Origin of the sequence: Bacillus sp. FSL K6-2865, from assembly GCF_040311405.1 — a bacterium.
Classification (GTDB): Bacteria; Bacillota; Bacilli; order Bacillales; family Bacillaceae; genus Bacillus; species Bacillus velezensis.
On record NZ_CP152036.1, the window covers coordinates 3296732 to 3323570 of the forward strand.

26 protein-coding genes are annotated in these 26839 nt (G+C 45.9%); 13 read left to right on the top strand and 13 right to left on the bottom strand.

The features are described from left to right. Window positions 1-70: 70 nt before the first annotated feature. The 3 genes from NYE42_RS16350 to NYE42_RS16360 are packed head-to-tail and all read right to left on the bottom strand — an operon-like array spanning window position 71 to window position 5429. Complete coding sequence (locus NYE42_RS16350) at window positions 71-1855, bottom strand: acyl-CoA dehydrogenase family protein (protein ID WP_144664273.1); 1785 nt, start codon at window positions 1853-1855, stop codon at window positions 71-73. A gap of 18 nt (window positions 1856-1873) precedes the next feature. Continuing rightward, complete coding sequence (locus NYE42_RS16355) at window positions 1874-3049, bottom strand: acetyl-CoA C-acetyltransferase (RefSeq protein ID WP_003151841.1); 1176 nt, start codon at window positions 3047-3049, stop codon at window positions 1874-1876. Window positions 3050-3059: 10 nt separating this feature from the next. Then, window positions 3060-5429 (bottom strand): 3-hydroxyacyl-CoA dehydrogenase NAD-binding domain-containing protein, encoded by a 2370-nt coding sequence (locus NYE42_RS16360; RefSeq protein ID WP_352426589.1) that lies wholly within the window; start codon window positions 5427-5429, stop codon window positions 3060-3062. A 189-nt stretch (window positions 5430-5618) separates the two neighbouring features. Between NYE42_RS16360 and NYE42_RS16365 the strand changes: the two genes are divergently transcribed. Further along, window positions 5619-5759: a YuzL family protein gene (locus tag NYE42_RS16365; protein WP_003151836.1), complete on the top strand. Its 141-nt coding sequence runs from the start codon at window positions 5619-5621 to the stop codon at window positions 5757-5759. A gap of 29 nt (window positions 5760-5788) precedes the next feature. Here NYE42_RS16365 and NYE42_RS16370 read toward each other — a convergent pair whose 3' ends face one another. Further along, on the bottom strand, window positions 5789-6697 hold the full coding sequence (locus tag NYE42_RS16370; RefSeq protein ID WP_017418958.1) for a proline dehydrogenase family protein: 909 nt from the start codon (window positions 6695-6697) through the stop codon (window positions 5789-5791). Window positions 6698-7286: 589 nt separating this feature from the next. On the opposite strand from NYE42_RS16370, the gene NYE42_RS16375 reads away from it, so the two are divergent. From NYE42_RS16375 to NYE42_RS16395, 5 genes are all read left to right on the top strand, one after another. Continuing rightward, a complete protein-coding gene (locus NYE42_RS16375) occupies window positions 7287-8912 on the top strand; it encodes an MDR family MFS transporter (RefSeq protein WP_251257629.1) in 1626 nt (541 codons plus the stop codon). A 195-nt stretch (window positions 8913-9107) separates the two neighbouring features. Then, entirely contained in the window at window positions 9108-9365 is a 258-nt protein-coding gene (locus NYE42_RS16380; RefSeq protein ID WP_015418171.1) for a hypothetical protein, read from the top strand. An 11-nt stretch (window positions 9366-9376) separates the two neighbouring features. Next, window positions 9377-9709 carry a spore coat protein gene (locus tag NYE42_RS16385; RefSeq protein WP_007613617.1) on the top strand — a complete coding sequence of 111 codons (333 nt, stop codon included), beginning with the start codon at window positions 9377-9379 and terminating at the stop codon, window positions 9707-9709. Window positions 9710-9847: 138 nt separating this feature from the next. Then, window positions 9848-10309 (top strand): MarR family transcriptional regulator, encoded by a 462-nt coding sequence (locus NYE42_RS16390; protein ID WP_003151828.1) that lies wholly within the window; start codon window positions 9848-9850, stop codon window positions 10307-10309. A gap of 20 nt (window positions 10310-10329) precedes the next feature. Continuing rightward, window positions 10330-11925, top strand: coding sequence for an MDR family MFS transporter (locus NYE42_RS16395; protein ID WP_033574876.1), 1596 nt, complete (start codon window positions 10330-10332; stop codon window positions 11923-11925). 113 nt (window positions 11926-12038) lie between these two features. Here NYE42_RS16395 and NYE42_RS16400 read toward each other — a convergent pair whose 3' ends face one another. After that, on the bottom strand, window positions 12039-12926 hold the full coding sequence (locus tag NYE42_RS16400) for a LysR family transcriptional regulator (RefSeq protein ID WP_031378373.1): 888 nt from the start codon (window positions 12924-12926) through the stop codon (window positions 12039-12041). 120 nt (window positions 12927-13046) lie between these two features. On the opposite strand from NYE42_RS16400, the gene NYE42_RS16405 reads away from it, so the two are divergent. Beyond that, window positions 13047-13793: an acetoacetate decarboxylase gene (locus NYE42_RS16405; protein ID WP_342497068.1), complete on the top strand. Its 747-nt coding sequence runs from the start codon at window positions 13047-13049 to the stop codon at window positions 13791-13793. A gap of 13 nt (window positions 13794-13806) precedes the next feature. Continuing rightward, the gene (locus tag NYE42_RS16410) at window positions 13807-14847 is read left to right on the top strand and encodes a 2-dehydropantoate 2-reductase (protein ID WP_014418834.1); all 1041 of its coding nucleotides are present in this window, start codon (window positions 13807-13809) and stop codon (window positions 14845-14847) included. A gap of 192 nt (window positions 14848-15039) precedes the next feature. Here the strand turns inward: NYE42_RS16410 and NYE42_RS16415 are convergent, their stop codons facing one another. The 4 genes from NYE42_RS16415 to NYE42_RS16430 all read right to left on the bottom strand — a co-directional run bounded on the left by NYE42_RS16415 (window position 15040) and on the right by NYE42_RS16430 (window position 18627). After that, window positions 15040-15285, bottom strand: a complete 246-nt coding sequence (locus NYE42_RS16415; RefSeq protein WP_003151822.1) for a YusU family protein — start codon at window positions 15283-15285, stop codon at window positions 15040-15042. Window positions 15286-15309: 24 nt separating this feature from the next. After that, a complete protein-coding gene (locus tag NYE42_RS16420) occupies window positions 15310-16134 on the bottom strand; it encodes an ABC transporter ATP-binding protein (protein ID WP_012118397.1) in 825 nt (274 codons plus the stop codon). Window positions 16135-16289: 155 nt separating this feature from the next. After that, window positions 16290-16727: a YusW family protein gene (locus NYE42_RS16425; RefSeq protein WP_025285240.1), complete on the bottom strand. Its 438-nt coding sequence runs from the start codon at window positions 16725-16727 to the stop codon at window positions 16290-16292. A 118-nt stretch (window positions 16728-16845) separates the two neighbouring features. Then, window positions 16846-18627, bottom strand: coding sequence for a M3 family oligoendopeptidase (locus NYE42_RS16430; protein WP_352426590.1), 1782 nt, complete (start codon window positions 18625-18627; stop codon window positions 16846-16848). 132 nt (window positions 18628-18759) lie between these two features. Here NYE42_RS16430 and NYE42_RS16435 point away from each other — a divergent pair, with 132 nt between their 5' ends. Together NYE42_RS16435 and NYE42_RS16440 are read left to right on the top strand one after the other, a co-directional pair. Continuing rightward, window positions 18760-19599 carry an oxidoreductase gene (locus NYE42_RS16435; RefSeq protein ID WP_174747297.1) on the top strand — a complete coding sequence of 280 codons (840 nt, stop codon included), beginning with the start codon at window positions 18760-18762 and terminating at the stop codon, window positions 19597-19599. A gap of 89 nt (window positions 19600-19688) precedes the next feature. After that, window positions 19689-20153, top strand: coding sequence for a Dps family protein (locus NYE42_RS16440; protein ID WP_251257627.1), 465 nt, complete (start codon window positions 19689-19691; stop codon window positions 20151-20153). 46 nt (window positions 20154-20199) lie between these two features. On the opposite strand, the gene NYE42_RS16445 is transcribed toward NYE42_RS16440, so the two are convergent. After that, window positions 20200-21561 (bottom strand): S1C family serine protease, encoded by a 1362-nt coding sequence (locus tag NYE42_RS16445; protein WP_025285242.1) that lies wholly within the window; start codon window positions 21559-21561, stop codon window positions 20200-20202. Between the two features lie 276 nt (window positions 21562-21837). On the opposite strand from NYE42_RS16445, the gene NYE42_RS16450 reads away from it, so the two are divergent. Together NYE42_RS16450 and NYE42_RS16455 are read left to right on the top strand one after the other, a co-directional pair. Continuing rightward, window positions 21838-22515, top strand: a complete 678-nt coding sequence (locus NYE42_RS16450) for a response regulator transcription factor (RefSeq protein WP_007410069.1) — start codon at window positions 21838-21840, stop codon at window positions 22513-22515. Continuing rightward, window positions 22512-23867: a HAMP domain-containing sensor histidine kinase gene (locus NYE42_RS16455; protein WP_033574868.1), complete on the top strand. Its 1356-nt coding sequence runs from the start codon at window positions 22512-22514 to the stop codon at window positions 23865-23867. Before NYE42_RS16450 ends, NYE42_RS16455 begins: the two co-directional genes overlap by 4 nt. A 26-nt stretch (window positions 23868-23893) precedes the next feature. On the opposite strand, the gene spxO is transcribed toward NYE42_RS16455, so the two are convergent. Then, entirely contained in the window at window positions 23894-24058 is a 165-nt protein-coding gene (gene spxO / locus NYE42_RS16460) for an anti-adapter protein SpxO (RefSeq protein WP_003151811.1), read from the bottom strand. 178 nt (window positions 24059-24236) lie between these two features. Between spxO and NYE42_RS16465 the strand changes: the two genes are divergently transcribed. Beyond that, window positions 24237-25112 (top strand): TetR/AcrR family transcriptional regulator, encoded by an 876-nt coding sequence (locus NYE42_RS16465; RefSeq protein WP_094032474.1) that lies wholly within the window; start codon window positions 24237-24239, stop codon window positions 25110-25112. A 36-nt stretch (window positions 25113-25148) separates the two neighbouring features. Here NYE42_RS16465 and fumC read toward each other — a convergent pair whose 3' ends face one another. Together fumC and NYE42_RS16475 are read right to left on the bottom strand one after the other, a co-directional pair. Beyond that, window positions 25149-26537, bottom strand: coding sequence for a class II fumarate hydratase (gene fumC, locus NYE42_RS16470; RefSeq protein ID WP_007410064.1), 1389 nt, complete (start codon window positions 26535-26537; stop codon window positions 25149-25151). Between the two features lie 67 nt (window positions 26538-26604). After that, on the bottom strand, window positions 26605-26790 hold the full coding sequence (locus tag NYE42_RS16475; RefSeq protein ID WP_003151806.1) for a YvzF family protein: 186 nt from the start codon (window positions 26788-26790) through the stop codon (window positions 26605-26607). Window positions 26791-26839 lie beyond the last annotated feature (49 nt).

The following is a 26839-nucleotide window of genomic DNA, read 5'->3' on the forward strand; positions in this document are numbered from 1 at the left end:
CACTTGTAAAAACCTATAACGTTGCTTCATGAAAAAGCGCCCCTGATGAAGGAGCGCTTTCAGCATGTGATCAGACCGTATATTTTTCTTCACGGAAGACGGCGGCTGCCGCTTCACGTTTTTTCTGAATGAGGTTTTTCGGCGTCAGGCGCGTCAGTTTGCGCAGCACGGAAAGCATCATGCGGAGGGAATCTCCTTCCTCCATGGCGATCAGTGATTCTTTGGCGTGCGCTTCAATGTTCTGAAGGGCTTCCTGGGCAAAGATTTCCGTATATAACAGCTTCTGCGCGGCTTTTTCGGCACCGTCCGCCGCAATTGCTTTTTCCGTTCTGAGGACGGCAGATTCCAAAGCGTACAGCGCGCTGACGATATCGGCAATGTTCACCATGATTTCCTGCTCGCCTTCGATCTCTTTGCCGTATTTCTGCGCCGCGAGACCCGCTGTCAAGAGGGCGATCTTTTTCGCCTGTCTGACAATGTATTTTTCCTGTTCAAGAGGTTCTGAGCCCGGCTCTTCAGGCATCAGCATCATGAGTTCTTCTTGGAGCGCTTTTGCTTTTTCAAAGAGCGGCAGCTGACCTTTTACGGCTTTTTTCAGGAACGTGCTCGTTACGATCAGGCGGTTGATTTCATTTGTGCCTTCAAAAATTCTGTTGATTCTTGAGTCGCGATAGGCGCGCTCCACTTCATATTCCTGCATAAATCCGTAACCGCCGTGAATTTGAACGCCTTCGTCGGCAATATAATCAAGCGTTTCAGAGCCGCACATTTTGTTGAGCGAGCATTCAATCGCGTACTCGGCGATTGACTTCGCGACTTCGCGTCCGTCTTTTTGCTCCTCTTCCGTCAGTCTGCTCATATTATCTTCGAATAAGCCCACTGTTCTGTATACAGAGCTCTCCATGGCGTAAAGCCGAGCTGACATCGTCGCAAGCTTTTCCTGAGTGAGCGTGAATCTTGAGATCGGTGTTTTAAATTGCCGGCGCTGGTTCGCATAAGCGGCAGACAGCTCAATCACCCGTTTTGAAGCGCCGATTGTGCCGACGGCAAGCTTGTAGCGCCCGATATTCAGAATATTAAAGGCGATGACATGGCCTTTTCCGATTTCGCCGAGAAGGTTTTCTTTCGGGATTTCCGCCTGATCTAAAATCAGCGTTCTTGTCGATGAGCCTTTAATCCCCATTTTTTTCTCTTCCGGTCCCGTTGACACGCCCGGATAGTTCTTTTCTACGATAAATGCGGAAAACTTATCTCCGTCCACTTTAGCGTAGACGACAAAGACATCTGCAAAGGCGGAGTTTGTAATCCATTGCTTTTCTCCGTTAAGAATATAGTGTGTGCCCGCTTCATTCAAAACAGCCGTGGTTTTCGCGCCGAGGGCATCTGAACCTGAACCGGGCTCAGTTAAGGCGTATGCCGCGATTCTTTGTCCTGAAGCCAAGTCCGGCAAATAGGTTTTTTTCTGTTCTTCCGTTCCGAAGAACACGATCGGCAATGAGCCGATACCGACGTGAGCGCCGTAAGACAGCGAAAAGCTGCCGGCACGTGAAAACTTTTCCGTAATGAAGGCTGAACTGATTTTATCCAGGCCGATACCGCCGTACTCTTCAGGCACGTCTGCTCCGAGGAGGCCCAAGTCTCCGGCTTTTTTCAGCAGTCTGACCGAATGCTCAAACTGATGGTTTTCAATTTCATCGATATAAGGAAGCACATCGTTTACGACATAGTCTTCTGTCGTTTTGCCGATCATTTTATGTTCGTCTGTAAAGTCCTCCGGAGTGAATATTTGATCATATCCCGTCTCTTCAATCAGAAAGCTGCCGCCTTTTTTGACGTTGACCGTTTCCTGTTTCATATTCATTTCCCCCTTTTTTTAAATGAGTTCAAATACGCCGGCAGCGCCCATGCCGCCTCCGATGCACATCGTCACCACGCCGAATTGCTCGTTTCTCCGTTTCATTTCATGAATGAGTGACAGGGTCAGCTTCGTTCCCGTGCATCCGAGCGGATGTCCGAGCGCAATGGCGCCTCCGTTGACGTTCACCTTTTCTTCATCTATTCCAAGCGATCTGATGACTTGAATGGCCTGTGAAGCAAAGGCCTCATTCAATTCAAAAAGCCCGATATCCTGTAATTCGAGTCCGGCAAGCTTGAGCGCCCGCGGAATGGCTTCAATCGGACCGATTCCCATTACCTCAGGCGGAACGCCGCCTACGGCAAAGGAACGGAATTTGACAAGCGGCGCCAATCCGAGCGACGATGCTTTTTCGCGATCCATCAGCATGACAGCCGCCGCGCCGTCACTTGTTTGTGAAGAGTTCCCGGCCGTCACGGTTCCCGTTTTAGAAAAAGCCGGACGGAGCTTCGCCAAGACGTCAGCCGATGTGCCGGGACGAACACCTTCATCTTGAGAAAAGGTAAATTGTTTTTTCCGCGGCTTATGGTCATCACCGACTTCTGTCAGCGATACTTCAACCGGCACGATTTCGTCATTGAATTTGCCTTCTTTAAGGGCTTTTGCGGCATTCTGATGGCTGCGGACGGCAAATGCATCCTGGTCTTCTCTGGATACGCCGTACGTTTCGGCGACCTGCTCCGCTGTGTGCCCCATGCTCATGTAATACTCAGGCGCATGCTCCGCCAAAGCGATATTCGGGCGGGTCACATGCCCCATCATCGGAACTTGCGACATGGATTCCGCACCGCCCGCAATGACGGTGTCGCCCGCGCCGATCATGATTTTTTCAGCACCGTAAGCGATGGATTGGAGTCCGGAAGAGCAGTAGCGGTTCACCGTAATGGCCGGCACCGTATGAGGAAGCCCCGCCAGCGCACCGATATTCCGCGCCATATTTAATCCTTGTTCGGCTTCAGGTGTTGCACAGCCTATAATTAAGTCATCGATATTTCCTTCATACCCGCCTGCCCGTTTCAGCGTTTCTTTTACACAAAGCGCGCCTAAATCATCAGGACGAACGGCTGCAAGCGATCCTTTTTTCGCTTTACCGACCGGGGTTCTCGCACCGGCCACAATGACTGCTTCTCTCATAAACACCCTCCTAGTTCCGTAAAGGTTTGCCTTTGACGAGCATATGCTGCATTCTCGCTTGAGATTTCGCCTCGCCAGCGAGGCTTAAAAAGGCTTCTCTTTCAATCTCGAGTAAATATTCTTCTGAAACCTCCGTGCCGAACGGGACTCTTCCGCCGGCAATGACATGGGCCAGCTTCTTTGCAATCTTCATATCGTGATCGGATAAATAACCCGACCGTCTCATTTGGTCCGCTCCGAGCAGTAACGCCGCACATCCGGTTTCCCCGGTGACTTTTACTTTTTTGCGGGCAGGCGGGCGGTATCCGCTGTCATATAAGGAAGCAGCCAGCTGTTTCGCATCGTGCAGCAGGTAATCCTGATTCATGCTGACGCGGTCAGCCGCGGACAAAATCTGCATATCACGGGCTTCGTGTGCCGAACCGGACACTTTGGCAAGCGCGATTGTTTCAAAGGTTTTGATGGCCGCGTCCATCAGTTCACTTCCGCCATCCAAATAATTCATGTACAGCTCTTTGTTTCCTCCGCCGCCCGGAATAAGGCCGACGCCGGTTTCAACGAGACCCATATACGATTCGCTCGCCGCCTGAACGCGTGCCGCCGGGAGACAGACTTCCGTGCCGCCGCCGAGTGTCATCCCAAATGGCGCCGCTACAACGGGTTTAGCGCTGTATTTGATGTTCAGCATCGTCTGCTGAAAACGGCGGATGACAAAATCGACTTCCATGAAGTTATCATCCTGAGCTTCCATCAAAATCATCGCAAGGTTTGCCCCCGCGCAGAAATGTCTGCCTTGGTTACCGATGACAAGACCTTTATAATTCCGCTCCGTTTCCTCAAGCGCATTGTCAATCATCTGAATAATGTCTAAGCCGATCGCGTTGCTTTTCGTATGAAATTCCAGCAGCGCGACATCATCGCCGAGATCAATAAGACTTGCTCCGCTGTTTTTAGTGATCACGCCTTTTGTTTCTTTTAACGTTTGCAGGCTGATCAGTTTCGGATTTTCTTTCACAGCCCTGTATTGGCCGTCTGAATAGTAAAATGGTGTTCCGTTTTCCTTCATATAAAATGTTTCATGGCCCTGATCAAGCATTTCTTTCACCCAGCCGGGGAGTGCTGCGCCTTCTTCTTCGAGCCGCTCCGCTGATTTTCTGACGCCGATGGCATCCCACATCTCAAACGGGCCGAGCTCCCATCCGAAGCCCCATTTCATGGCGTCGTCAATTGCTTTGATATCATCAGCGATCTCCCCTAAAAGCCGGGCTGAGTATAAGAGTGTTTGCGATGTGATATTCCAAAGCAGGCGTCCGGCGCGGTCATCGGAGTATATAAGCGCTTTCATTTTGCCTTTGGCACCCTTTGCCTGTTTGGCGGCTTCTAAAGCGGGCGTCTTCATTTTCGAGCGCTCACCGTATGTCATGGTCAGCGGATCGAGTTCATATATTGTTTTACCTTCTTTTTTGTAAAAACCTTGGCCTGATTTGCTGCCCAGCCAATTGTTTTTCAGCATGTCATTCATAAATTCAGGAAGCTTAAACATGTCTTTTTCAGCGCCGTCGGCTTTATCATACACATTTTTTGCCACATGGGCGAAAGTATCAAGCCCCACAACGTCAAGGGTTCTGAAGGTCGCGCTTTTCGGTCTGCCGATCAAAGGCCCGGTCACCGTGTCCACCTCGCCGATACGGCAGCCGGAAGAAAGCATTTCTCTTACCGTGACCAGCAGGCCGTACGTACCGATGCGGTTGGCGATAAAGTTAGGCGTATCTTTTGCGATGACGACCCCTTTCCCGAGCGTGTTTTCTGCAAATGAAGTCATAAACTCCAGCACGTCAGGATCTGTTTCCTGAATCGGAATGATTTCCAGAAGCTTTAAGTAGCGGGCCGGATTAAAGAAATGGGTTCCTAAGAAATGAGCTTTAAAATCGGCAGATCGGCCTTCCGCCATTTTTGTGACGGAGATACCGGACGTGTTGCTCGACACGATGCTTCCCGGTTTCCGGTATTCATCAACGAGTGAGAAAATCTGTTTTTTCACGTCAAGATTTTCAACGACGACTTCAATAATCCAATCAGCATCCTTCAATTGAGCTGCGTCATCTTCCAAATTCCCCGCCGTTATATAGTCGAGATTGGCAGCCGAAGTCAGCGGTGCCGGTTTTTGCTTCAGCAGCTTTTGCATGGCCGATCGGCTCAGCCTGCTGCGGACCTCCGGGCTTTCTAATGTCAGCCCTTTTTTCATCTCATCCTTTGTCAGCTCGTTTGGTACAATATCAAGCAGCAGGACGGGAATTCCGATGTTAGCCAAGTGCGCGGCAATTCCGGACCCCATGACGCCTGATCCGAGAACGGCTGCTTTCTTTATAAACTTGTGCATGAGTCATCCCCCTTGAACTTTGAATGAATGGTCATTCATTTTTTCGGCAAAAAAAATGAAACCCTTTTCTTCTTTCATCTTAAAAGATTTTCAGGATGACTTCAATAGCAAATATGGAATTTTTTAAATTTTTCGGCTTCCGCATGTTCCATGGCGCGGGCGGGAAACTTAAACCCGGAGGTGAAGGGAATGGTGCGAGGGAGAAAAGATCCGTCTTCTGCCGCAGTGAGCGCGGCCAGCATGAAAGGAAATGCGGGACCGAAGCAAAAATACGGCGGCGGCAAACGGACGAGCCAAAATCAGCAATATAAAAAAGACAACATGGAATAACTTGCTGCGGCTGCTTTTTGGAGCAGCCGTTATTTTTTGAAGATCCCTTTCAGCACAAATGCCGCGTTTGCCGGGCGCTCGGCAATTCTTCTCATCAGGTACCCGTACCAATCGGTTCCGTACGGGACATATACCCTCATCCTGTATCCTTCTTCGGCAAGCTCCTTCTGGCGCTCCGTTCTGATGCCGTACAGCATTTGGAATTCAAACTGCTCCCGGGGAATTTGATGTTCGCTGATGAGTGTTTTCGTATAAGAAATGATGTCATCATCATGTGTCGCCACCGCCGTTTCATGGCCGCTCAAAAGCTGCAGCTTAATCAGCTGCTGAAAATGAAGATCGGTTGCTTTTTTATCAGGGAACGCAACGGCCGCCGATTCTTTATAAGCGCCTTTTACAAGCCTGAGCCTCGGCTTGTATGGCATCAGACCGCTGATGTCTTCAGCTGCCCGGTACAAATAAGCCTGAATGACGGTGCCGAGCATCGGAAAATCCGGCTTGCACCGCTTATACAGCTCAAGCGTACGGCCGCATCTTGAATAGTCCTCCATATCAATCGTTACAGGCACGCAGCGTTCTTTTGCCTCCGTCAATATGTCTCTGACATGCTGTTCCGCGAGTTTCTCGGAAATATCCAGACCGATGGATGTTAATTTCAGAGACAGCTCACAATCCAGTTGATTCTCGGCAATCGCCCTGATTGCTTTTTTACATTCTTCCGCCGTCCTTTTCGCATCCTTCTCTGAACCCGCATATTCACCTAGATAATCAATCGAAGCCGACAGCCCTTTTTGGTTCAGCCGCTTTACCGTTTTCACAGCTTCCGTGAGTGTTTCCCCTGCAACAAACCTTCCCGCGCCGAAGCGGATTCCGTAAGCCTGGGCGAATTTTGTAAGCATTTTATTTTTCGACAAAAATAAACATATGCTCCGCAGCAAGGATGAACTCCCTCCTTTTTCTTTTATTCGTGTATGAAATCCCGATCGCAGAGAAAGCTAAAACACAAAAGCTATGCAAATTGCCAAGATATCAGTTCATATATCCATACAGACTCTGATGTCAAAGCAATGTATTATATTATCAAGATATTCAAACGGTTTTAATGAGTCACAAAAAGAGTCAATAAAAATCACTACTTCTTAAATTGAGTTTTCGAGCTATAATTCCGCTTCTTCGTTAAATTTTGCCCCGAAAAACTTTTAATTTATATTTCTTTATCCCCTTATAATTTGAAAATATTCCTTAAAAGATAATTGATTTATAATTTACAATGGCTTATATTTAAAATTGATAATTCAGTTTATTGAACGTATCTATTAAGAAGGAAAAGCAGAATTTCAAAATGATAATTCTGCTGAATTTATCTTTGCCTCACAAACATACCTCCAAAGCATTATTATTTCTTTCTAATAGCTTTACGATCCTTCATTTTTAAAGATGGCTTCTCTTCCCTAACGGAATTTAAAGAAGGGACCTGCCTGAGTTATCCATTCACCTAATTTTGAAGAATCACTATGCTCGAAACATATGAAAAGAGGGAACCTTCAAGTGGATTCAACAGGAAAATCTAAACGTACACTTTTATTAATTGGACTTATTATAGCCATGTTTTTTTCTGCTCTAGACGGAACAATCGTAGGAACGGTTATGCCTAAGATTGTAGGAGATCTCGGCGGCCTGAGCATGATGACTTGGCTGACTACGGCCTACCTATTAACATCTACCTCCATCGTTCCGATCGCTGGAAAACTTGCAGATCTATTAGGCCGCCGGGCAGTATATGTGGCCGGGCTGATTATATTCATGATTGGCTCTTCACTGTGCGGCTTGGCTGATAATATGAAAGAATTAATTGTGTTTCGAGGTTTACAAGGTCTTGGCGGAGGCATTATGATGCCGATGGCTATGATTGTCATTGGAGATTTATTCACAGGCAAACAGCGTGCCAGATTTCAAGGCGTATTTGGCGGTATTTACGCTCTTGCTTCTGTAATCGGACCGCAAATTGGGGGATGGATTGTAGATTCTTTCAGCTGGCATTGGGTATTTTTTATCAATTTACCCGTGGGAATGGTAGCTGTGTTCTTTATTGCGATGGGATTGCAGGCCAGAAAATACACGGGTCCGATTCATTTTGATTTCATCGGGATGTTTACAATGATTACGGGTGTAGTCTGTTTGCTGCTTACACTCAGTTTCGGCGGAAAAGAATTTGACTGGTTATCATGGCAGACATTTTGTCTGTTAGCTTTGGCCACTATAAGTATTATTAGTTTTGTATTTGCAGAAAAAAAAGCTGAAGAACCAATTCTGCCTATGCATCTTCTAAAAAGCAGAACTTTTATCTTCCTAAATTTGATAGGGTTCTTTATGAGTATTGGGATGTTTGCAGCAATCACCTTCGTCCCTTTCTTCATGCAAGGAATAATCGGCATGAGTGCATCTGAGTCCGGGACAATCATGATGCCGATGATGGTTGCAATGATTATCTCCAGTATTATAGGCGGGCAGCTGGTCTTTAAAATTGGCATTAAAGCGCAGATTATCACGGGGATGGCAATCATATCATTTGCCTATTTTTTATTATCCACATTAGAAGCTGACACCAGCAAATTAACTGCAACTACTTATGTAGCTATCATCGGCTTCGGTATGGGCCTTGTTATGCCCATTATTACTCTGGCACTTCAAGAGAGTTTCTCTAAAGAAACGCTCGGCGTGGTTACTTCGTCAAGCCAATTTTTCCGCTCTATCGGAGGTACGTTTGGAATTACGATTCTGGGAGCAGTGATGAATGCCAAGTCAGGAAATATATTAACCGATAAATTAGTTCCTTTTTTAGACAATTTCCCAAAACAAGAAAACGCATTGGCAGCTCATCTCAAAGACTTGATCAGCAGCAATCCTCAAGTCCTGCTACAGAGGCTATTCAGTTCTGATTCATTCGAACAATTTCCGCATTCTATAGCAAAGCACATCATACCGATAATGAAGACAGCATTAATGGACTCCCTTCGCAGTGTATTTTTCGCAGGGCTTATACTATTAATTGCCGGAGTACTTTCTGCTTTTCTTTTACCAAAAATAAAAATAACTGAAAGAAAAGCCGGCACTGATCTAGACAATAAACCGGCAGCTGAAGTCCAATCCTAGTGCCGCTGCTGACTTTCGCATATATTGAACTGTTAACATGAACAGGCATTATCCGAAGATTTATTCTTCTGATAGTGTCTTTTTTTATTGTAAATATTGATGTCTCTCCTGCAAATCGTGGTTATTTTAATTTATCTGTATGAAATCCCGATCGCAGAGAAAGCTAAAAAGAACAGAATTGAAGGAGGCGTTTATATGAACAACCAAGAGCAGCACGGAAACTTGCCGCCTGCCGTCATCTCAACGAAAGACCATTTGTATCTTGAGGACATGCTGAACTGGAATCTGCTTGCCATGAAAAAAGCGCATTTTATGGCGGAACATTGCCAGAATCAGACGTTAAAACAAGAGCTTGATCAGATCGGCCGGATGCATCAGAAGCATTATCAGCACATATTAGGCCGCTTGAACCCCGATCAAGGCGGACAGACAACAACAGGCTATATGCAATAGGAGGACAATACATGGAACAGCAAAACCAAAAAATCACGAATCCGCAAACGCCCGTGCCCAATACGGCGCAAATGAATGACAGAGACTTGGTGAATGAGCTGCTGACGACGGAAAAATACATCACGGCTTCATATTGCACAGCCCTGCACGAGTTCAGCCACGAGTCTCTTTATCAAGATATTCAGGCGATTTTCGATGAGTCACAAAAAGCGCAAAGAAGATTATACGATGTGATGTTTCAAAATGGCTGGTATTCCATTGAAGCAGCCGATACCCAAAAGCTTCAGCAATCGTATCAGAAGTTCCAGCAGACCATTCAGCAGCAGTCTCCCTACCAGCAGTAAAACGAAGAAGGATTTGATGTTTTCGACAAGCATCAATCCTTTTTTTATTTTTGCACAAAAAGATTGACTTGTCATTAATCCTTATTTATATTTAACTAATGTTAATTATTTTCTCAAGGAACAAGATGAGGAGGAGTTATGAAAAACGCGGATCAATATGTGTCTGACATCCAGAAATCTCTTCAGACGCTGCTGCAAAACATACAGCCTGAAATGGTGGAAAGCATGGCAAAACACGAGGTGACGCCTGCCCAATTATTTGTTTTAGCCAGCCTGAAAAAACACGGGAGCTGCAAAGTTTCCGAAATTGCGGAACGCATGGAGGTAAAGCCGAGCGCAGTGACGCTGATGGCCGACCGCCTCGAACAAAAAGGACTTATCGTCCGCAAACATAACCAGCAGGACAGACGCGTCATCGACATCAGCCTCACCAAAAAAGGCGAAACAAAATTCGAAGATGTTGTTGAAGGACGGAAAGCGATACTGGCGCGAAACCTATCCGTTCTGACTGACGATGAACTGATTCAGTCCGTGAACATCATCCGCAAAGTAGCGGAAGCCGCCGAGAAATACGCGGCTGATCAAAAAGAAAACGAATAGAAAAGAGGAGCTGCCGAAACATGAGCATTGAAAAGAAAGATCCAAAACGCACATTATTAATAACCGGCTTAATCATCGCCATGTTTTTCTCAGCCCTTGACGGCACCATCGTAGGAACGGCGATTCCTAAAATCGTGGGTGACCTCGGGGGATTAAGCATGATGACGTGGCTGACCACGGCATATCTTTTAACTTCGACGACGATCGTTCCGATTGCGGGGAAACTTGCAGATTTATTGGGGCGCCGCGTCGTCTATGTATCAGGTTTATTGATTTTTATGGGAGCTTCCGCACTGTGCGGAATGGCCAGCAACATGACGGAACTGATTATTTTCCGCGGACTTCAGGGAATCGGCGGCGGTGTCATGATGCCGATGGCTATGATCGTCATCGGGGATTTGTTCACAGGGAAACAGCGTGCCAAGTTCCAAGGGCTTTTCGGGGCGATTTACGGGCTTGCTTCCGTGATCGGTCCGCAAATCGGGGGCTGGATTGTTGACTCATTAAATTGGAAATGGGTTTTCTATATCAACCTGCCTGTCGGAATTTTAGCCGTGATCTTTATCGCAAGAGGACTACAAGGCAGAAAACAGACCGGGCCGATTAACTTTGACATCGCCGGCATTTTCACAATGATCGTCGGAATCGTCAGCCTCCTCCTCGCGCTCAGCTTCGGAGGAAAGGATTACGCATGGGGCTCTTGGCAGATTCTCGGTCTCTTTGCGCTTGCACTTGCCGGGATTGTCGGATTCATTTTCGCTGAAATCAAAGCAAAAGAACCGATTCTGCCAATGTACCTGTTTAAAAACAGAACGTTTACCGTACTGAATCTGATCGGCTTTTTCATGAGTATCGGCATGTTCGGCGCCGTTACGTTCGTTCCTTTCTTTATGCAGGGAATTATCGGAGTCAGCGCCACCGCGTCCGGCACGATTATGACACCGATGATGGTATCTATGATTATCACAAGTATTATCGGAGGCCAGTTGGTTTATAAGATCGGTATTAAACCGCAAATCATGATCGGCATGCTGATCATGGCCGTCGGCTTCTTCTTATTAACGACCTTACAGCTGGATACAAGCAAGCTCGCGGCTACATGCTATATGGCCGTGATCGGTCTGGGAATGGGGCTCGTCATGCCGCTTCTCACACTCGCTCTGCAAGAAACGTTTTCAAAAGAAGAGCTGGGTGTTGTGACCTCTTCAAGCCAATTTTTCCGGATGATCGGGGGAACGTTCGGTATTACGGTGCTCGGCGCTGTCATGAATGCCAGATCAGGAAGCCTTTTAACCGACAGACTGGTGCCTTACTTAGACTCACTCCCGAAACAGGCAAGTGCCTTTGCCGCCCAGTTTAAAGGTATGATTGACAAGAATCCTGAAGGGCTGCTTCAATCCCTGTTCAGCCAGGAATCGATTAAGCAGATTCCGGCCGCATTTTCTTCCCATATCGTGCCGGTTTTGAAAACGTCACTGATGGATTCGCTTCACAGCGTGTTTTTCACAGGCCTGGCCTTTATCGCTGCCGGATTGATCCTCACGCTGTTTGTTAAATCAATTAAACTGACAAACAAAAAGACAGACAAACAAGAAGAAAAGGCGAAAGCCGTTTAACAAAGAAAAATCCCGCGGATGCCGCGGGATTTTTTTATATCATCTGGGAATGACCAGTCTTCCGCCTCATTGGAAATGGGGGAAAAAACTCAAAAAAGTAATGATGAAATCCTTCAATAAACCTTAAACATTTCATAGTTATCTTTATAGTACGACATAATAAAGTCACGAAAATTTCTTACCGAAGAAGACAACAGCTTATGTCTCATCCAAGATAAGCCGACTGGATATGAAGCAGAGTGATCAGTCACTTTTATAAAATTCAGCCCCAATGTTCTGCAAACTGAAATAGGAAGCAACGCCACACCTTGATCCAGCTTTATAATCTCGACCAGTAAATGAGAATCTGCCTCAAATGCAATATTTGGGGTGAAACCGGCTTTCTCACAAAGCGAGGCTGTAAAACCGCTATACTCTTCATTATTAGCAAGGGTAATAAATGGTTCATCGGCGACAAGGCGTAAAGAAATTTCTGTTTTACCCGTAAATCGGTGGTTTGAGGGCAAAGCCAGAACAATATCTTCATTTACCAGCACCCAACTCTCTATCTCTTCATCTTGAATCGGATGACCTGTTATTCCTAAATCAATGTCCCCTTTTTTTAAACTTGTTATGATCTCGCTTTTAACTCCGATTGCTTGGAGAATTTTTGATTGAGGGGAGCGGTTGATATATTCACTCATCAGTCCTGCAAGGAATCTTGGATTGGAAATAGATATTCTGATGGTGTCAGAAATTTGATGTTCCTCCAATTGAATTTCCGTTTGTGCATTTTCAATCTCAGTAAAAATCCTGTTTACATGTTTTAAAAGAATTTTCCCTGCTGAACTCAGCTTAATATTTCTGCCTTTTCTCTCAAACAAGGTTGTTCCCAGTTCATTCTCAAGTCTTTTTATAGTGAGACTTAAAGAAGGCTGGGCAATCTTTAATTGTTCTGCTGCTTTAGATATATGTTCAGTATAGGCAACTGTCTGAAAGTATTTTAGCTGCAGCAATTCCATCTGTCTGCACCCCCTCATTTATTTCAATAAATATATATATACCTTATTATGTATTGGATTAAATGTAAATGCGAATGTAAGATAATAGCATAGTTAAAGAAAAGGAAAGGGTGTCATTCAATGAAAATTGATGTGAAAGATATAGCAAAAAATTTAAATACGCCACTAACAGCCCCTGCTTATCCTATCCCAAATTATAAATTTGTTAACCGTGAATATTTAAATATTATTTACCGAACGGATGAAAAAGCTTTACGTGCAGCAGTGCCGGAACCTCTTGAAATTACTGAACCTTTAGTGAAATTCGAAGTGATGTGGATGCCCGATGTTTCCGGACTTGGCGCCTATACAGAGGCTGGACAAGTCATCCCTGTCAGCTTTAATGGTGAAGAAGGAGATTATGTACATTCTATGTATGTTGACAATTTCCCGGCTATTGCAAGCGGACGGGAACTTACTGCATATCCAAAGAAATTGGGTGCCCCTAAGCTGTATATAGACTCTGATACTCTTGTTGGCACATTAGATTATGGCAGTCTTCGTGTGGCAACTGCGACTATGGGATATAAACATTTCGAAATGGATAAGGAAAAAGCGAAAAGGGAAATTTGCCGACCTACTTTTATGGTTAAGATTGCTACTGATTACAATGGTGATTTAAGGGTTTGTGATTTGGTGCGGACGCAAATAACGAATATAGAAGTTAAAGGTGCCTGGACTGGACCGGCGCGGCTTCAATTATTTGAACATGCTCTGGCACCGCTTGCAGATTTGCCTGTATTAGAAGTCGTTTCAGCATCTCATATCCTTACAGATTTAACCTTAAATGCAGCACAGCCAGTTTATAACTACTTAGAGGAAAAATAAGGAGACGTTTACAATGAGAATTGCAGTTTTAGGAGCAGGTTCTTTAGGAACCATAGTTGGAGCATATCTGTCTGCTGGCGGAATGGATGTCGAATTGATTGATTCGTACAAAGAACATGTAGATACTCTAAATCAAATAGGTGCTAAAGTAGTTGGTACAACGGAATTTCAAGCAAAGGTGAAAGCCATCACCCCTGAAAACAAATCAGGCAAGTATGATTTCATATTACTCCTGACGAAACAATTATATAATGACTCCATCCTTAAAGAGTTACTGCCTTTTTTAAAGGATGACAGTGTAGTATGTTCCTTGCAAAACGGTATACCTGAACAGAAAGTTGCTTCGATCGTTGGTGATGAACGTGTTATTGCAGGTTCTGTTGAATTTGGTGCTACGTTTATTGAACCAGGCGTATCCAGACTTACAACTGAGTATACTCAATTTAAAGAGTACGCTTTTCAAATTGGAGAATTACATGGTGAAACAACAGAAAGAATCCAGCGTATTAAATCGGTTTTAGACCTTATCGGCGGAACACATATTTCCGATAATTTAGTTGGAACGAAGTGGTCAAAATTACTTATCAATAATGCATTCAGTGGTTTATCGGCTGCATTAAACGGAGAATACGGAGACATTCTTGACCATGAAATCGGCATTGTCAGTGCAGTCCATATCGCAGATGAGACGATTAAGGTGGGACACGCCAATGGTGTCAAATTTGCGAAAATGGGCGGCCTTGATTTAGAATCTTTGGAATTAAGAAGCGAAAATGATATTCCTGAACGTATCCAAACATTTAGGTCAGCCATGGAACCATCTAGGCTGCTAAGAGCAAGTATGCTTCAGGATCTTGAGAAAAAACGCAAAACAGAAATTGATTATATTAATGGAGTTATTCCCAAAATGGCAGAAGGTACTGGCATTTCAACACCTTTTCATGATTTGGTTGTAGCACAAGTCAAATGTGCCGAAGAATCTCAAACAGTGCCCAATTTTGATACAAATATAAAAGCATTTGAAGAGTTATTACGTATCCGAAAGGAAATGTGATATATAGGAAAGAGAGAAAGGGATTGCTACGGCGGTCCTTTTTTCTTGGTTCAGCAAGCGGAAGAAATATACGTTAACAAACGGGTGCGTCAGTTACATTAAAGTTCTTCGCTATGAATTGAACGGCGCCTTTATTGATTCCTTTTCAGCAAAAAAAGCTTCCGGCACCTCTCTTTGATGCCGAAAGCTTTTTTATTGTTTTTTTCTGTGTGCTTCATTGAGCTGTTTAATATGCTGTATCGCAGCTTTGATGCCCTCTTTGGCGTCCGGGTAGGATTGATTCCAATGTTTGACGAGCGGAGGCATGCTTTTTGCGATATGTGTATACAAAATCCACTGCCTGACTTCTTCCTTTACATCCGGGTTTGTTTCGCCAAGCAATAGTTCCGTGTATTTCTCAAGCAGGCCGTCCAGCTGCTGCTGCAGTTTCTCTTCCATACCGTTCCCTTCCCTTTTTCATGATTATGACAATCGGGCAGTGAGGGCCGCTTCCTGCACGATACATCTGCCGCGTCCGTGCGGAATGCAAAGCGGCGTGCCGAACAGCGGATCTTGGGTTACCTGGCAGTTCATCGCAAAGACCTGCTGTACAAGCTCGCAAGTGATGACTTCTTCGGGACGGCCCTCTGCGTAAATCTGTTTATCCTTAATGGCGACCAGATAATGGGCATAACGGCATGCCAGATTGAGGTCGTGCAGCACCATGACGATTGTGCGTTTTTCTTTTTCATTTAATTCAAACAGCAAATCAAGAATTTCAATTTGATGCGTCATGTCGAGATAGGTTGTCGGCTCGTCAAGCAGAATGATATCCGTATCCTGAGCGAGTGTCATCGCAATCCATGCGCGCTGGCGCTGTCCGCCTGACAAGGAATCCACCGGACGGTCGGCCATTTCCTCAAGCTTCGTCGCTTTAAGCGCTTTTGCCACTGCGTCTTCGTCCTCTTTGGACCATTGCTTCAGCCAGCTTTGATAAGGGTATCTTCCCTGCTTCACAAGCTGATGCACCGTCAGGCCTTCGGGAGCTGACGGACTCTGCGGCAATATAGCGAGCTCTCTTGCCACTTCCTTCGTCGGAAGCTTAGCGATGGCTTTTCCTTCTAAAAGCACAGAACCGCCCCTCGGTTTCATCAGCCGGGCCAATGAACGTAAAAGCGTCGATTTTCCGCAGCCGTTGCTTCCGATCAATACAGTGATTTCGCCTTTTGGAATCGCGACATCCAATTCGTCAATGATAACAGTTTCTCCGTACCCTAAGCTCAGCGTCTCTGTAGAAATTGCACTCATACCGCTAACCGCTCCTTTTTTGAGTTTCCCAACACTATGTATATAAACAAATTGCCTAAACATTCAACGTGAGATCATGATTATATTGTAACAGAAATTAATGACTCTGAATATCATTATCAATTAGTTTTGGGCAAAAAAGCAGCGGGCGGCAGTTATTTTTTTATTTCCGTCATTTCTCCGTCGTTCTTTTTCAGTTTCAAATAAAAATGGTCATAGCGGCTGTCCAAATTAAAAGCCGAGAGCACCTGCCGGACGACCTCGCTTTCCTGCATCCGGCTGTTTACGGCAAGTTCTCCAAGGATCATCTTCATTTCATCAAGCGCTTCCTCGCCCTCTCTGTGAACCCCTGAGAGCTTGTCCCGGATGTCAGCCTTTTCATGACCGCCTTTACTTTCATACAAACCTTCATAGCGGTTATGCTCTCCGGCTCCGTAGCTGACGCGAAGGGAAAAGCTGCTGTAAGGAACCGGCTTCGCGGATGACACGGGTGTGCTGTCTTGTTCCGCTTCCCGTTTTTCTTCATTCAATCGGCAGCCGGCAATCAGCATCAGCGTAAGACATAAAACGCCCGCCGTTCTGATCCATTTCATGCGATTCACTCCCATTCCATTCCGATCGTTTTTAGGTATTTCCAAGGGAGGCGGCTGTCATTCATTAAACAAAAAAGAACCGGAGCGGTAACACTCCGGCCGGTTCATCTCAAGATTATCATTCAGTCAGCTCTAAAAATTCCTGCACATCCTGTACGGCTAGGCGGACCGCGTCTTCCCAAAACGACCGTTCCGTCAGATCCGCTCCAAGGTGCTTCATCGCCAAATCCTCAACAGTCATCGAAGCCGTGTCACACAAAAGCGCGATATATTTTTCTTCAAAATCCGCTTTTTCCCGAAGAGCTCTTGCATATATTCCAAGCGAAAATAAATAACCGAACGTATACGGAAAGTTGTAAAACGGCACTCCCGTAATATGAAAATGCAGTTTTGACGCCCAGAAATGAGGGTGGTATTCCCCTAATGAATCGCAAAATGCTTCTTTCTGCGCCGCTTCCATCAGTTCATTCAGTTTCTCAGCCGGAACGACGCCCTGCTTGCGCTCTTCATAAAAACGCGTTTCAAATAAAAATCTCGCATGAATATTCATAAACATGGCTACGCTTCTTTGAATTTTATCTTCAAGCAAGAACACCTTTTCATCCTTTGTCTCCGCTTGTTTCAAAGCGGCGTCGGCGACGATCATTTCCGCAAAGGTCGAGGCTGTTTCAGCCACATTCTTAGCGTAGGCTCTGTTCAGCTGCCGCACTTGAAGCATGGCCTCCTGATGGAACGCGTGACCGAGCTCATGCGCCAGCGTCGATACATTCGAAGCGCTTCCGGAAAACGTCATAAAAATCCGGGATTCTCCGCTGTCGGGAAAGCTGGTGCAGAAACCGCCGACCCGTTTGCCGCTGCGGTCTTCCGCTTCTATCCACCGATCACGGAATGCTTTTTCCGTAAATGCGGACAGCTTTTTGCCAAACGTCGAAAATTGGCTGACGATCAGATTGGCCGCTTCATCAAATGTGTATTCTTTCGGAGCCTCGCCGATCGGCGCGTCCACATCATACCAGTTCAGCCGCTCAAGCCCTAAAAGAGACGCCTTTCGATTCAGGTATTCGGCAAAAGGCTTTTTATGATCGGTAATGACCTGCCACATGACATCCAGCGTTTCTTTTTTCATCCGGTTGATCGCAAGCGGCTCTTCCAAAGCGCTTTTCCAGCCCCGCGCTTTATAGATTTCCGTGCGGAAGCCGGCCAGATGGTTCAGCGTGCTGCCGAAAAGCTCCTCTTCTCCTTTCCACGCTTCATTAAGCTCTTTAAACACTTGACGCCTGATGCGGCGGTCCGGGTGCGCCATCATATTTTCCGCTTGGCCGACCGACAGCTCTTTATCCTCAAACGGAATCTTCATTCTGCCGACAGCCGCATTATACAGGTCGCCCCATGCGTGATAGCCGTCAACGGCCAGGCCTTCAATCAGCCTTTCTTCTGAAGCGCTGAGCTTCTCTTTGACCCGGTCTCTTCTTTCATTTAAAACATATGTGAGATCCTGAAGTTCCGGTTTTTGCAGCAGCTCCTCCCAGACCGGCTCGTCAATCCGGGCAAGTGTATCGTCAAGGGTGACCAGAGCGGATTTAAAATCACTGCTCAGCTGATTGATCCGCGCCCTCCATTCATTCGCTTTCTGATCATGAGTGTTCTGAGCCTGAAGACAGCCGACGAACGCTCCCGCTTGCCTGATCATGATCGCTGACCGTTCAAACCTATCAATCAGATTGATCAGCTCCCGGCTTTCATCCGCATGCGTCGGAGCTGTAAACGCTTCAACCGCATGTTGAAAAGCGCTTAGATGCTTTTTGAGCTCTTGTATGTATTGCTGAAACTCTTCCGACCGGCTCCCGCCCTCAAAAATGGAGTTTAAATCCCATGTTTCCTTCAATCCCTCTAATGCCATCTTTTCTTTACCCCTTTCTATCCGAAGCTGACTCCATTATAAAACAATTCTGACATATTTCCGAACGATTTCTCCTTCTTTCCGCGAGATGTTATACACTATGAGATAAGAACAAACGGGGAGGATTATAAGATGAACAGAAAAATTGCCATTGTAACCGGCGCGACGAGCGGATTCGGGCTGCTGACAGCGCTGAAGCTCGCCCGGTCTTATCACGTCATCGCAACAGCCAGACAGCCGGAGAAAGCTGAAATACTGAAAGAGGCCGCCGCTCAAGCGGGTGCATCCGAACATGTTACGGTCGTTTCTTTAGATGTGACAAATGAGCAGTCGGTGTCTGACTTCGGGAACACCATCAGCGGTTTCGGACCGATTGACCTGCTCGTCAATAACGCCGGCACTGCGTACGGGGGGTTTATTGACGATGTGCTGATGGAACATTACAGACAGCAGTATGAATCAAATGTATTCGGTCTGATTCACGTCACAAAAACCGTGCTGCCTTATATGCGAAAACATGGCGGGAAAATCTTCAATATCAGCAGTATCAGCGGACTGACCGGTTTCCCGGCTCTATCTCCGTATGTCTCTTCCAAATTCGCGGTTGAAGGGTTTACAGAGAGCCTGCGCCTCGAACTGCTGCCGTTAGGAATTGATGCCGCTTTAATAGAACCGGGCTCCTACAAAACATCTATATGGGAAACGTCTCTCTCCAATCATCTTACGGCACCCGGCAAAGATTCGCCTTATTACCGCTATTATCAGCAAATCGAAGCTTACTTCAAAGCCAACGCATCCAAAAGCGGCGATCCTGATGACGTAGCGGAGCTGATTTATCAATTGGCACAAAGGAAACGGCTGAAGAAACTGCGGTATCCGATCGGCAGGGGCGTTAAGCTGACATTGGCTTTCCGCTCACTCTTTCCGTGGTCCGCCTGGGAATCGATTATAAAGAAAAAGCTGTTCACTTGAACCTAAATTATAATTATTATAATTTAGTATTTATTTTTATTTAATACGTGATATAATTAAATTAACAGATCACAGGGAGGACGATGAATATGAATACACAAAACACGAAAAAAACTGAAACTCTTGTTGAGAAATCAATGAACACACAATTATCAAACTGGTTTATCCTTTACTCTAAACTGCACCGCTTCCATTGGTATGTAAAAGGCCCTCATTTCTTTACGCTTCATGAAAAATTTGAGGAACTGTATAACGAAGCGGCGGAAACGGCGGATGCCATCGCAGAGCGTCTTCTGGCCATTGGCGGACAGCCTGCGGCAACTTTACACACTTACCTTGAACAAGCTTCCATTACGGATGAAGGCCAGGAAAAAACGGCTTCTGAAATGGTGGAATCACTGGTTCAAGACTATAAACAAATCAGCCGCGAATCAAAATTTGTCATCGGCATCGCCGAGGAACAAAATGACCCGTCAACTGCCGACCTGTTTGTCGGATTAGTTGAAGAAGCGGACAAGCATGTGTGGATGCTGTCAGCCTACTTGGGAGAATAACGAAAAAAGCTGAACCTCAGTTGCAGGTTCAGCTTTTTTTATGCGTTCAGCTTGCGCTTTCGGTTTGTTTCGTTAATGTGACGTTCAGCGTCTTTTTGCTTCCGCTTCTGAGCACTTGAACAGTCGTTTTATCGCCGATTTTCAGCTGGTTATATAAGATCTGTCTGATATCAGCGCTGCTGCCGACATCTTTGCCGTTCAATTGTACAATGACGTCATTTGATTTGATGCCCGCTTTCGCAGCCGGTGAGCCGGACTGCACTTCTTTTACGTAAACACCCTTTGACAGCTGGTCGCCGAACAGTCCGAGCGTGTTTTCCTGATAAGTTTCCGGCACTTGCGCCATGTCAATCATCTGCACACCTAAAAATGGGCGCTCGACTTTTCCTTTTGCAAGCAGCTGGTCGACTATCGGTTCTACATCATTGCTCGGAATAGCAAAGCCGAGTGACTCCACGCCGTTTTCACTGACTTTCATGCTGTTGATCCCGATAACCTGGCCGCTCGAGTTGATTAACGGGCCGCCGCTGTTTCCGGGGTTAATCGCCGCATCCGTCTGAATCACGTTCATTTCCACTGTGCCTTGGGATGTATCGGCGTCTACCGTTCTGTTCAGCCCGCTGATGACACCTTGTGTGACGGTGCCGGAAAACTGCTGGCCGAGCGGGTTGCCGATGGCAATCACTTTATCGGCAATGCGGAGCTTGGAGGAATCCCCGAAGCTGGCCGCTTTTTTGACATTGGACGAGCTGATTTCCAATACAGCCAAGTCACTGATGGCATCCTTTCCGACAAGCTTTGCCGTTTCGGTTTTCCCATTGTAAAGAGTGACCGACAGTTTGTTCGCACCTTCTACGACATGGTTGTTTGTAATGATGTACGCTTTTTCGCCGTCTTTTTTGAAGATGACGCCTGACCCCGTGCCGCTTTCCGTTTCAGAGCTTGAACCGCCGTCAAGTCCGAACTGGCTGCTTTGCGAAGCTTGGTAGTTGGACACTCCCACAATCGCAGGCTCCAAATCTTCTACCATATCCGCTACGCTTGAGGTATTTTTCAAAGGCGTTGACGTAAAATTCGAAGACTGAACTTGTTTCGTATCAGAAACGGCTTCTGTCTTATGCTGCTCACCCGGCAGGTTTGGCACAATGCCAAGCACGAGGCCTCCGCCGATAATGCCGCCTAAAATCGGGCTCAGCCAAGCGGCTCTCCGTTTTTTTTCTTTTTTCACGGCAGCCGTTTTTTCAAATTCCGTACCGGCCGCCGTCTCGTTTTCCGCTTCTTTCGAGACGGGCCCTTCGAGCAGCTCGGGCTCCTGATGGCTGATCTGCTGCTGTTCATTTCTGTTTTGTTCCGTATGTGAAAGATCTGACTGATCGCGGCTTCTGCCGTCATCTCGATGATCATTCATATTCACGCACACTCCTTCAGCATGTTTTCATTCTATCGATTACATATTCATCGCATGTACAAGTTCTATTGTCCCAATAATAAGGAGAAAAGCAAAGCTCCAAAACAAAATGTGTTTGAACATGTTATCTTCCCCGCTTTTTTTCTTCCTTTCTTCCCTTATACACATCATAAACAAACATTGTGGGATAAAAATGAAAAGAATATGTGAAATTATGAAAATGCGGCTTGAGTGTGTTAAAACTAGTATAATGACGTTGAAAGGATGTGAAATGCCTTGTCATACACCATTTATCTAGTTGAAGATGAGGATAACCTGAATGAACTGCTCACAAAATATTTAGAGAATGAAGGCTGGAACATTACATCTTTCACAAAAGGCGAAGATGCCAGAAAGCAGATGCAGCCGTCTCCCCACTTGTGGATTCTTGACATCATGCTTCCGGATACGGACGGCTATACATTGATAAAAGAAATAAAAGAAAAAGATCCCGATGTGCCGGTTATTTTCATTTCCGCGCGGGATGCCGATATTGACAGAGTCCTCGGGTTGGAGCTCGGAAGCAATGATTATATCGCCAAGCCCTTTTTACCGAGAGAACTTATTATACGGGTCCAGAAGCTGCTCGAGCTCGTGTATAAAGAACAGCCCGCCGCAAAGAAAACCGGCATCACCGTTTCTTCCTACAATGTGATCGAAGATGCCCGAGAGGTTTATGATGAAACCGGCAGCCTGGTCAATTTGACGTCTAAGGAATTTGATCTGCTGCTTTTATTTCTTCATCATAAAGGACACCCCTTTTCCAGGGAAGATATCCTGCTGAAAATATGGGGCCATGATTATTTCGGCACTGACCGGGTGGTCGATGATCTTGTGCGGAGGCTGCGGAAAAAAATGCCCGGGTTAAAGGTTGAAACCATTTACGGATTCGGCTACAGGATGATGACGTCATGAAAAATAAGCCGCTTGCTTTTCAAATATGGGTGGTCATCTCAGGCATCCTCTTAGCCATTTCGATTCTGCTTCTCGTGCTGTTCTCAAATACGCTGCGTAATTTTTTCACGGATGAAACGTATACGACCATTGAAAATGAACAGCATGTACTGACGGAGTACCGGCTGCCCGGATCGATCGAGCGGGGATATTACAGCGAGGATGCGACCGCGCCGACGACTTTCCGATCCGTTCAGCACGTTCTTCTGCCGCAACGGGAGGAATCGGCCAGTGACAAAGACTTGAACTACTTTTCTTCTTCCTTTATCCATAAGGTGTACAAGCTCGCGGGCCGCCAGCACAGCGTCACGAAACGATACAGCGCGGACATCAGCGGTGAAAAAGTATTTTTCGTCATTAAAAAAGGCCTCACCATTAACGGCCAGGATGCGATGATGCTGTCTTATGCCCTTGATTCTTATCGTGATGATTTGGCATTCACCCTGTTCAAGCAGCTGCTCTTTATCATTGCCGGCGTGATTTTGTTAAGCTGGATTCCGGCGATTTGGCTTGCCAAATATCTCTCGCGCCCGCTCGTTTCCTTAGAAAAGCATGTCAAACGGATTTCAAAACAGGATTGGGATGATCCGGTCATCGTCGACAGAAAAGACGAAATCGGAAAATTAGGCCAGACCATTGAAGACATGCGGAGCAAGCTGGTGCAAAAAGACGAAACGGAAAGAACGCTACTGCAAAATATCTCTCATGATTTAAAAACGCCTGTCATGGTGATAAGGGGCTATACTCAATCAATAAAGGACGGGATTTTTCCTAAGGGGGATCTGGAAACCACAATTGATGTCATTGAAGGCGAAGCAGAAAAACTTGAGAAGAAAATTAAGGATTTATTATATTTAACGAAGCTTGATTATTTAATGAAGCAGCGGGTGCACCATGAGACATTTGACATTGTGAAGGTCACGGAAGAAGTCATTGAACGGCTCAAATGGGCCCGGAAGGAATTATCGTGGACCGTTGAAACAGAAGATGCATTAATGATGCCCGGTGATCCGGAACAATGGAGCAAACTTCTTGAAAACATTCTCGAAAATCAAATCCGCTATGCAGAAACGGCGATTCACATTCGGATCAGCCAAAATCAGCAGCAGATTGTCATGACGGTTAAAAATGACGGGCCTCCGATTGAGGATGAGATGCTATCCAGCTTGTACGAGCCTTTTAATAAAGGGAAGAAAGGCGAGTTCGGCATAGGACTCAGCATCGTAAAACGGATTTTAACCTTGCATAAAGCATCAATTTCAATTGAAAATGACCAATCGGGTGTAATCTACCGAATTATCATACCAAAGTAGACTGTAGTGTTTCATTGCAGTCTTTTTTATGTGAAGGAATAGCCGTTAAAATCTCTGTAGTTTGCTTTCAGCGGTTTTTGGCATTGATGAACCCATTTCTTTTCACAAATTGTCTTTTTCGGATATTTCACCTTTTCGACTTTAATTCCTCTGTTTCGCAAGCGGCTGATCATTTCATCTAATTCTTTCATTTTCAGATTCACCCTTTCGCCAGAACTTTGACCATTCGGTCAGCTCACTTTATAATATAAATAAAACAAAACAAAAAAACAAGTTACAATCAGGTTAAATTTACGGAATATCAATATGACCATATAGTCATACATGAGAAGCACAAGCCAGCCTCCTGGCTCCGAAAGGGTGGAACCATTGAAGGAAAAAGAAAAGCTGATCATTGAAGCAGCAATCAAACTGTTTGCCCGAAAAGGGTACAAATCTACATCGGTTCAGGAAATCGCCGATGAATGCAAAATCTCAAAAGGCGCTTTTTATCTTTACTTTCCTTCCAAAGAAGCACTGCTTCTATCCATGCTGAATTACTACTATGATAAAACGTTTACCCGAATCACGACGATCCAAACGGAGGGTGACAGTCCGAGAGCCGCTTACCAAAAACAGCTTGCGGTGTTTTACGAATCGATCCTCGCCCATCAGGATTTTATTACCGTGCAGATGAAAGACGGTTCACTTCCTTATACCGAAGAAGCGGCGCAGTGCGGAAAGAGAATCCGCCGGTCGATCCTGCAGTTTCATATCGACAGTCTTCTTGCGATTTACGGAGAAAAAGCTGAACCATACACAGCCGAGCTTTGTTTTTTAATAGAAGGAATCAGTCAGATGTATCTTGAATATCTCATTCTGACCGGCCGGTCCGTACAGCCTTCGCTTTTGGCAAATACCGTGATTCACAGAATTGATGACATCGTAAACGGAATGGCGGACAGACATGATGAAGCGTTTATTTCTCTTGATGAGGCAAGCTCACTGTTTGGGCCCCTTCATAACGGGCAGCCCGATCCTTTAAGCCAATCGATCTTGCAGACCCTCCGCACGCGCATCGGCACGATGGACAAGACGCAAGCAACTGAATTCACCGAGAGCTTGGATATTCTGGAAGCGGAAATGAAGAAAAAGTCGCCGAAACCGGCAATCATCAAAGGAATGATTTTGAATTTGAAGGAATCCGACCTGCTGGCTGAAGATGCAGAACAGCTCAGATTTTTGCTGAAACAGCAGTTTATTTAGAAGAACGGCCGCAATGACTGCAGCCGTTCTTTCTTTTTATGCTTTCGGGTGCACCATATCTTCCGGACGCACCATTTCATTAAATTGTTCTTCTGTCAGAAGGTTCAGCTGTAATGCCGCTTCTTTCAGCGTCAGGCCTTCTTTGTGGGCAAGCTTGGCGATTTTCGCGGCGTTTTCATAACCGATGTGCGGGTTAAGCGCCGTAACAAGCATTAATGAGTTAGAGAGATTTTCCTGAATCGTCTCTTGGTTCGGCTCAATACCGACAGCGCATTTGTCATGGAAGGAATTCATTCCGTCACTGAGCAGCTGCACGGTCTGCAGGAAGTTATAGATAATAACCGGTTTGAAGACATTCAGCTCGAAGTTTCCTTGGCTGGCCGCAAATCCGATTGTCGCGTCATTTCCCATCACTTGCGCGGCGATCATTGTCAGCGCCTCACTTTGCGTCGGGTTGACTTTGCCCGGCATGATAGAGCTTCCCGGCTCATTTTCAGGAATGACGATTTCGCCAATTCCGCAGCGCGGGCCGCTTGCCAGCCATCTGACATCGTTGGCAATCTTCATCAGGTCGGCAGCCAATGCTTTTAACGCGCCGTGAACGTGAGTGATTTCATCATGGCTTGTGAGCGCGTGGAATTTGTTAGGCGAACTCTTGAATGTCTGCCCCGTTACTTTTGTGATTTCTTCCGCGACGAATTCACCGAACTGCGGGTGGGCGTTGATTCCCGTGCCGACTGCCGTGCCTCCGATGGCAAGCGCGCGGATTTTTTCCGTTGACTCAAGAATCATTTCTTTCGAACGGTCAAGCATGTATACCCAGCCGCTGATTTCCTGTCCGAGCGTCAGCGGAGTGGCGTCCTGCAAATGCGTGCGTCCGATTTTCACAATATCCTGATAAGCTTTCGCTTTTTCATCAAGCGTCGCGCGCAGCTGATCAAGCGCCGGAACGAGCTGCTCATATACGGCAAGAACCGCCGCAACGTGCATCGCCGTCGGGAATGTATCGTTTGAGCTTTGGCTGCGGTTGACGTCATCATTCGGATGAATCTTCAGCTCGGAATTTTTTTCTTTCAATAAAGCAGTCGCGCGGTTGGCCACCACTTCATTCATGTTCATGTTGCTTTGCGTGCCGCTTCCCGTCTGCCAGACAACGAGCGGAAAGTTATCGTCGTATTTGCCGTTTAAAACATCGTCACATACAGCGGCAATCGCCTGTGCTTTTTCAGACTCTAAGTTGCCGAGGCGTTCGTTGGCGATCGCTGTGCTTCTTTTCAATATTGCAAACGCCTTCACAACACGCTGAGGCATTTTTTCTGAACCGATTTTGAAGTTCTCTTTGCTGCGCTGTGTCTGAGCGCCCCAAAATTTATCTGCCGGAACTTTAACTTCTCCCATGGTGTCTTTTTCAATTCTGTAGTCCATTTATGTATCCCTCCATAACAGTTGCTTCACCCTGAGTATTATTCGCCAGTAACAGATGAAACCCTTTTTATTTTTCGGCCTTGGCCGTTTTTAATTTCAGCTCAAGATAGACGCGCGAATCCTTAGAGTATTTATACTTCGGATTTGTTTTACGGTATTCTTTCGACGTGTAAGCCACTTCGTAATGCGCTTCAAATGATTTGATGAGCTGTTCAATTTCTTCGGCATTTCCTGCCAGTCTGACTTGTGCCACATCTCTCCTCCGCTTTCATAAAAAAACTTGTACCATTAAATACTTTATC

Excerpts from the sequence above, each read along its gene's own strand:
- NYE42_RS16350 (WP_144664273.1), bottom strand. The coding sequence starts at position 1,855 with ATGAAACAGGAAACGGTCAACGTCAAAAAAGGCGGCAGCTTTCTGATT.
- NYE42_RS16355 (WP_003151841.1), bottom strand. The coding sequence starts at position 3,049 with ATGAGAGAAGCAGTCATTGTGGCCGGTGCGAGAACCCCGGTCGGTAAA.
- NYE42_RS16360 (WP_352426589.1), bottom strand. The coding sequence starts at position 5,429 with ATGCACAAGTTTATAAAGAAAGCAGCCGTTCTCGGATCAGGCGTCATG.
- NYE42_RS16365 (WP_003151836.1), top strand. The coding sequence starts at position 5,619 with ATGGTGCGAGGGAGAAAAGATCCGTCTTCTGCCGCAGTGAGCGCGGCC.
- NYE42_RS16375 (WP_251257629.1), top strand. The coding sequence starts at position 7,287 with ATGAAAAGAGGGAACCTTCAAGTGGATTCAACAGGAAAATCTAAACGT.
- NYE42_RS16380 (WP_015418171.1), top strand. The coding sequence starts at position 9,108 with ATGAACAACCAAGAGCAGCACGGAAACTTGCCGCCTGCCGTCATCTCA.
- NYE42_RS16385 (WP_007613617.1), top strand. The coding sequence starts at position 9,377 with ATGGAACAGCAAAACCAAAAAATCACGAATCCGCAAACGCCCGTGCCC.
- NYE42_RS16390 (WP_003151828.1), top strand. The coding sequence starts at position 9,848 with ATGAAAAACGCGGATCAATATGTGTCTGACATCCAGAAATCTCTTCAG.
- NYE42_RS16395 (WP_033574876.1), top strand. The coding sequence starts at position 10,330 with ATGAGCATTGAAAAGAAAGATCCAAAACGCACATTATTAATAACCGGC.
- NYE42_RS16400 (WP_031378373.1), bottom strand. The coding sequence starts at position 12,926 with ATGGAATTGCTGCAGCTAAAATACTTTCAGACAGTTGCCTATACTGAA.
- NYE42_RS16405 (WP_342497068.1), top strand. The coding sequence starts at position 13,047 with ATGAAAATTGATGTGAAAGATATAGCAAAAAATTTAAATACGCCACTA.
- NYE42_RS16410 (WP_014418834.1), top strand. The coding sequence starts at position 13,807 with ATGAGAATTGCAGTTTTAGGAGCAGGTTCTTTAGGAACCATAGTTGGA.
- NYE42_RS16415 (WP_003151822.1), bottom strand. The coding sequence starts at position 15,285 with ATGGAAGAGAAACTGCAGCAGCAGCTGGACGGCCTGCTTGAGAAATAC.
- NYE42_RS16420 (WP_012118397.1), bottom strand. The coding sequence starts at position 16,134 with ATGAGTGCAATTTCTACAGAGACGCTGAGCTTAGGGTACGGAGAAACT.
- NYE42_RS16425 (WP_025285240.1), bottom strand. The coding sequence starts at position 16,727 with ATGAAATGGATCAGAACGGCGGGCGTTTTATGTCTTACGCTGATGCTG.
- NYE42_RS16430 (WP_352426590.1), bottom strand. The coding sequence starts at position 18,627 with ATGGCATTAGAGGGATTGAAGGAAACATGGGATTTAAACTCCATTTTT.
- NYE42_RS16435 (WP_174747297.1), top strand. The coding sequence starts at position 18,760 with ATGAACAGAAAAATTGCCATTGTAACCGGCGCGACGAGCGGATTCGGG.
- NYE42_RS16440 (WP_251257627.1), top strand. The coding sequence starts at position 19,689 with ATGAATACACAAAACACGAAAAAAACTGAAACTCTTGTTGAGAAATCA.
- NYE42_RS16445 (WP_025285242.1), bottom strand. The coding sequence starts at position 21,561 with ATGAATGATCATCGAGATGACGGCAGAAGCCGCGATCAGTCAGATCTT.
- NYE42_RS16455 (WP_033574868.1), top strand. The coding sequence starts at position 22,512 with ATGAAAAATAAGCCGCTTGCTTTTCAAATATGGGTGGTCATCTCAGGC.
- spxO (WP_003151811.1), bottom strand. The coding sequence starts at position 24,058 with ATGAAAGAATTAGATGAAATGATCAGCCGCTTGCGAAACAGAGGAATT.
- fumC (WP_007410064.1), bottom strand. The coding sequence starts at position 26,537 with ATGGACTACAGAATTGAAAAAGACACCATGGGAGAAGTTAAAGTTCCG.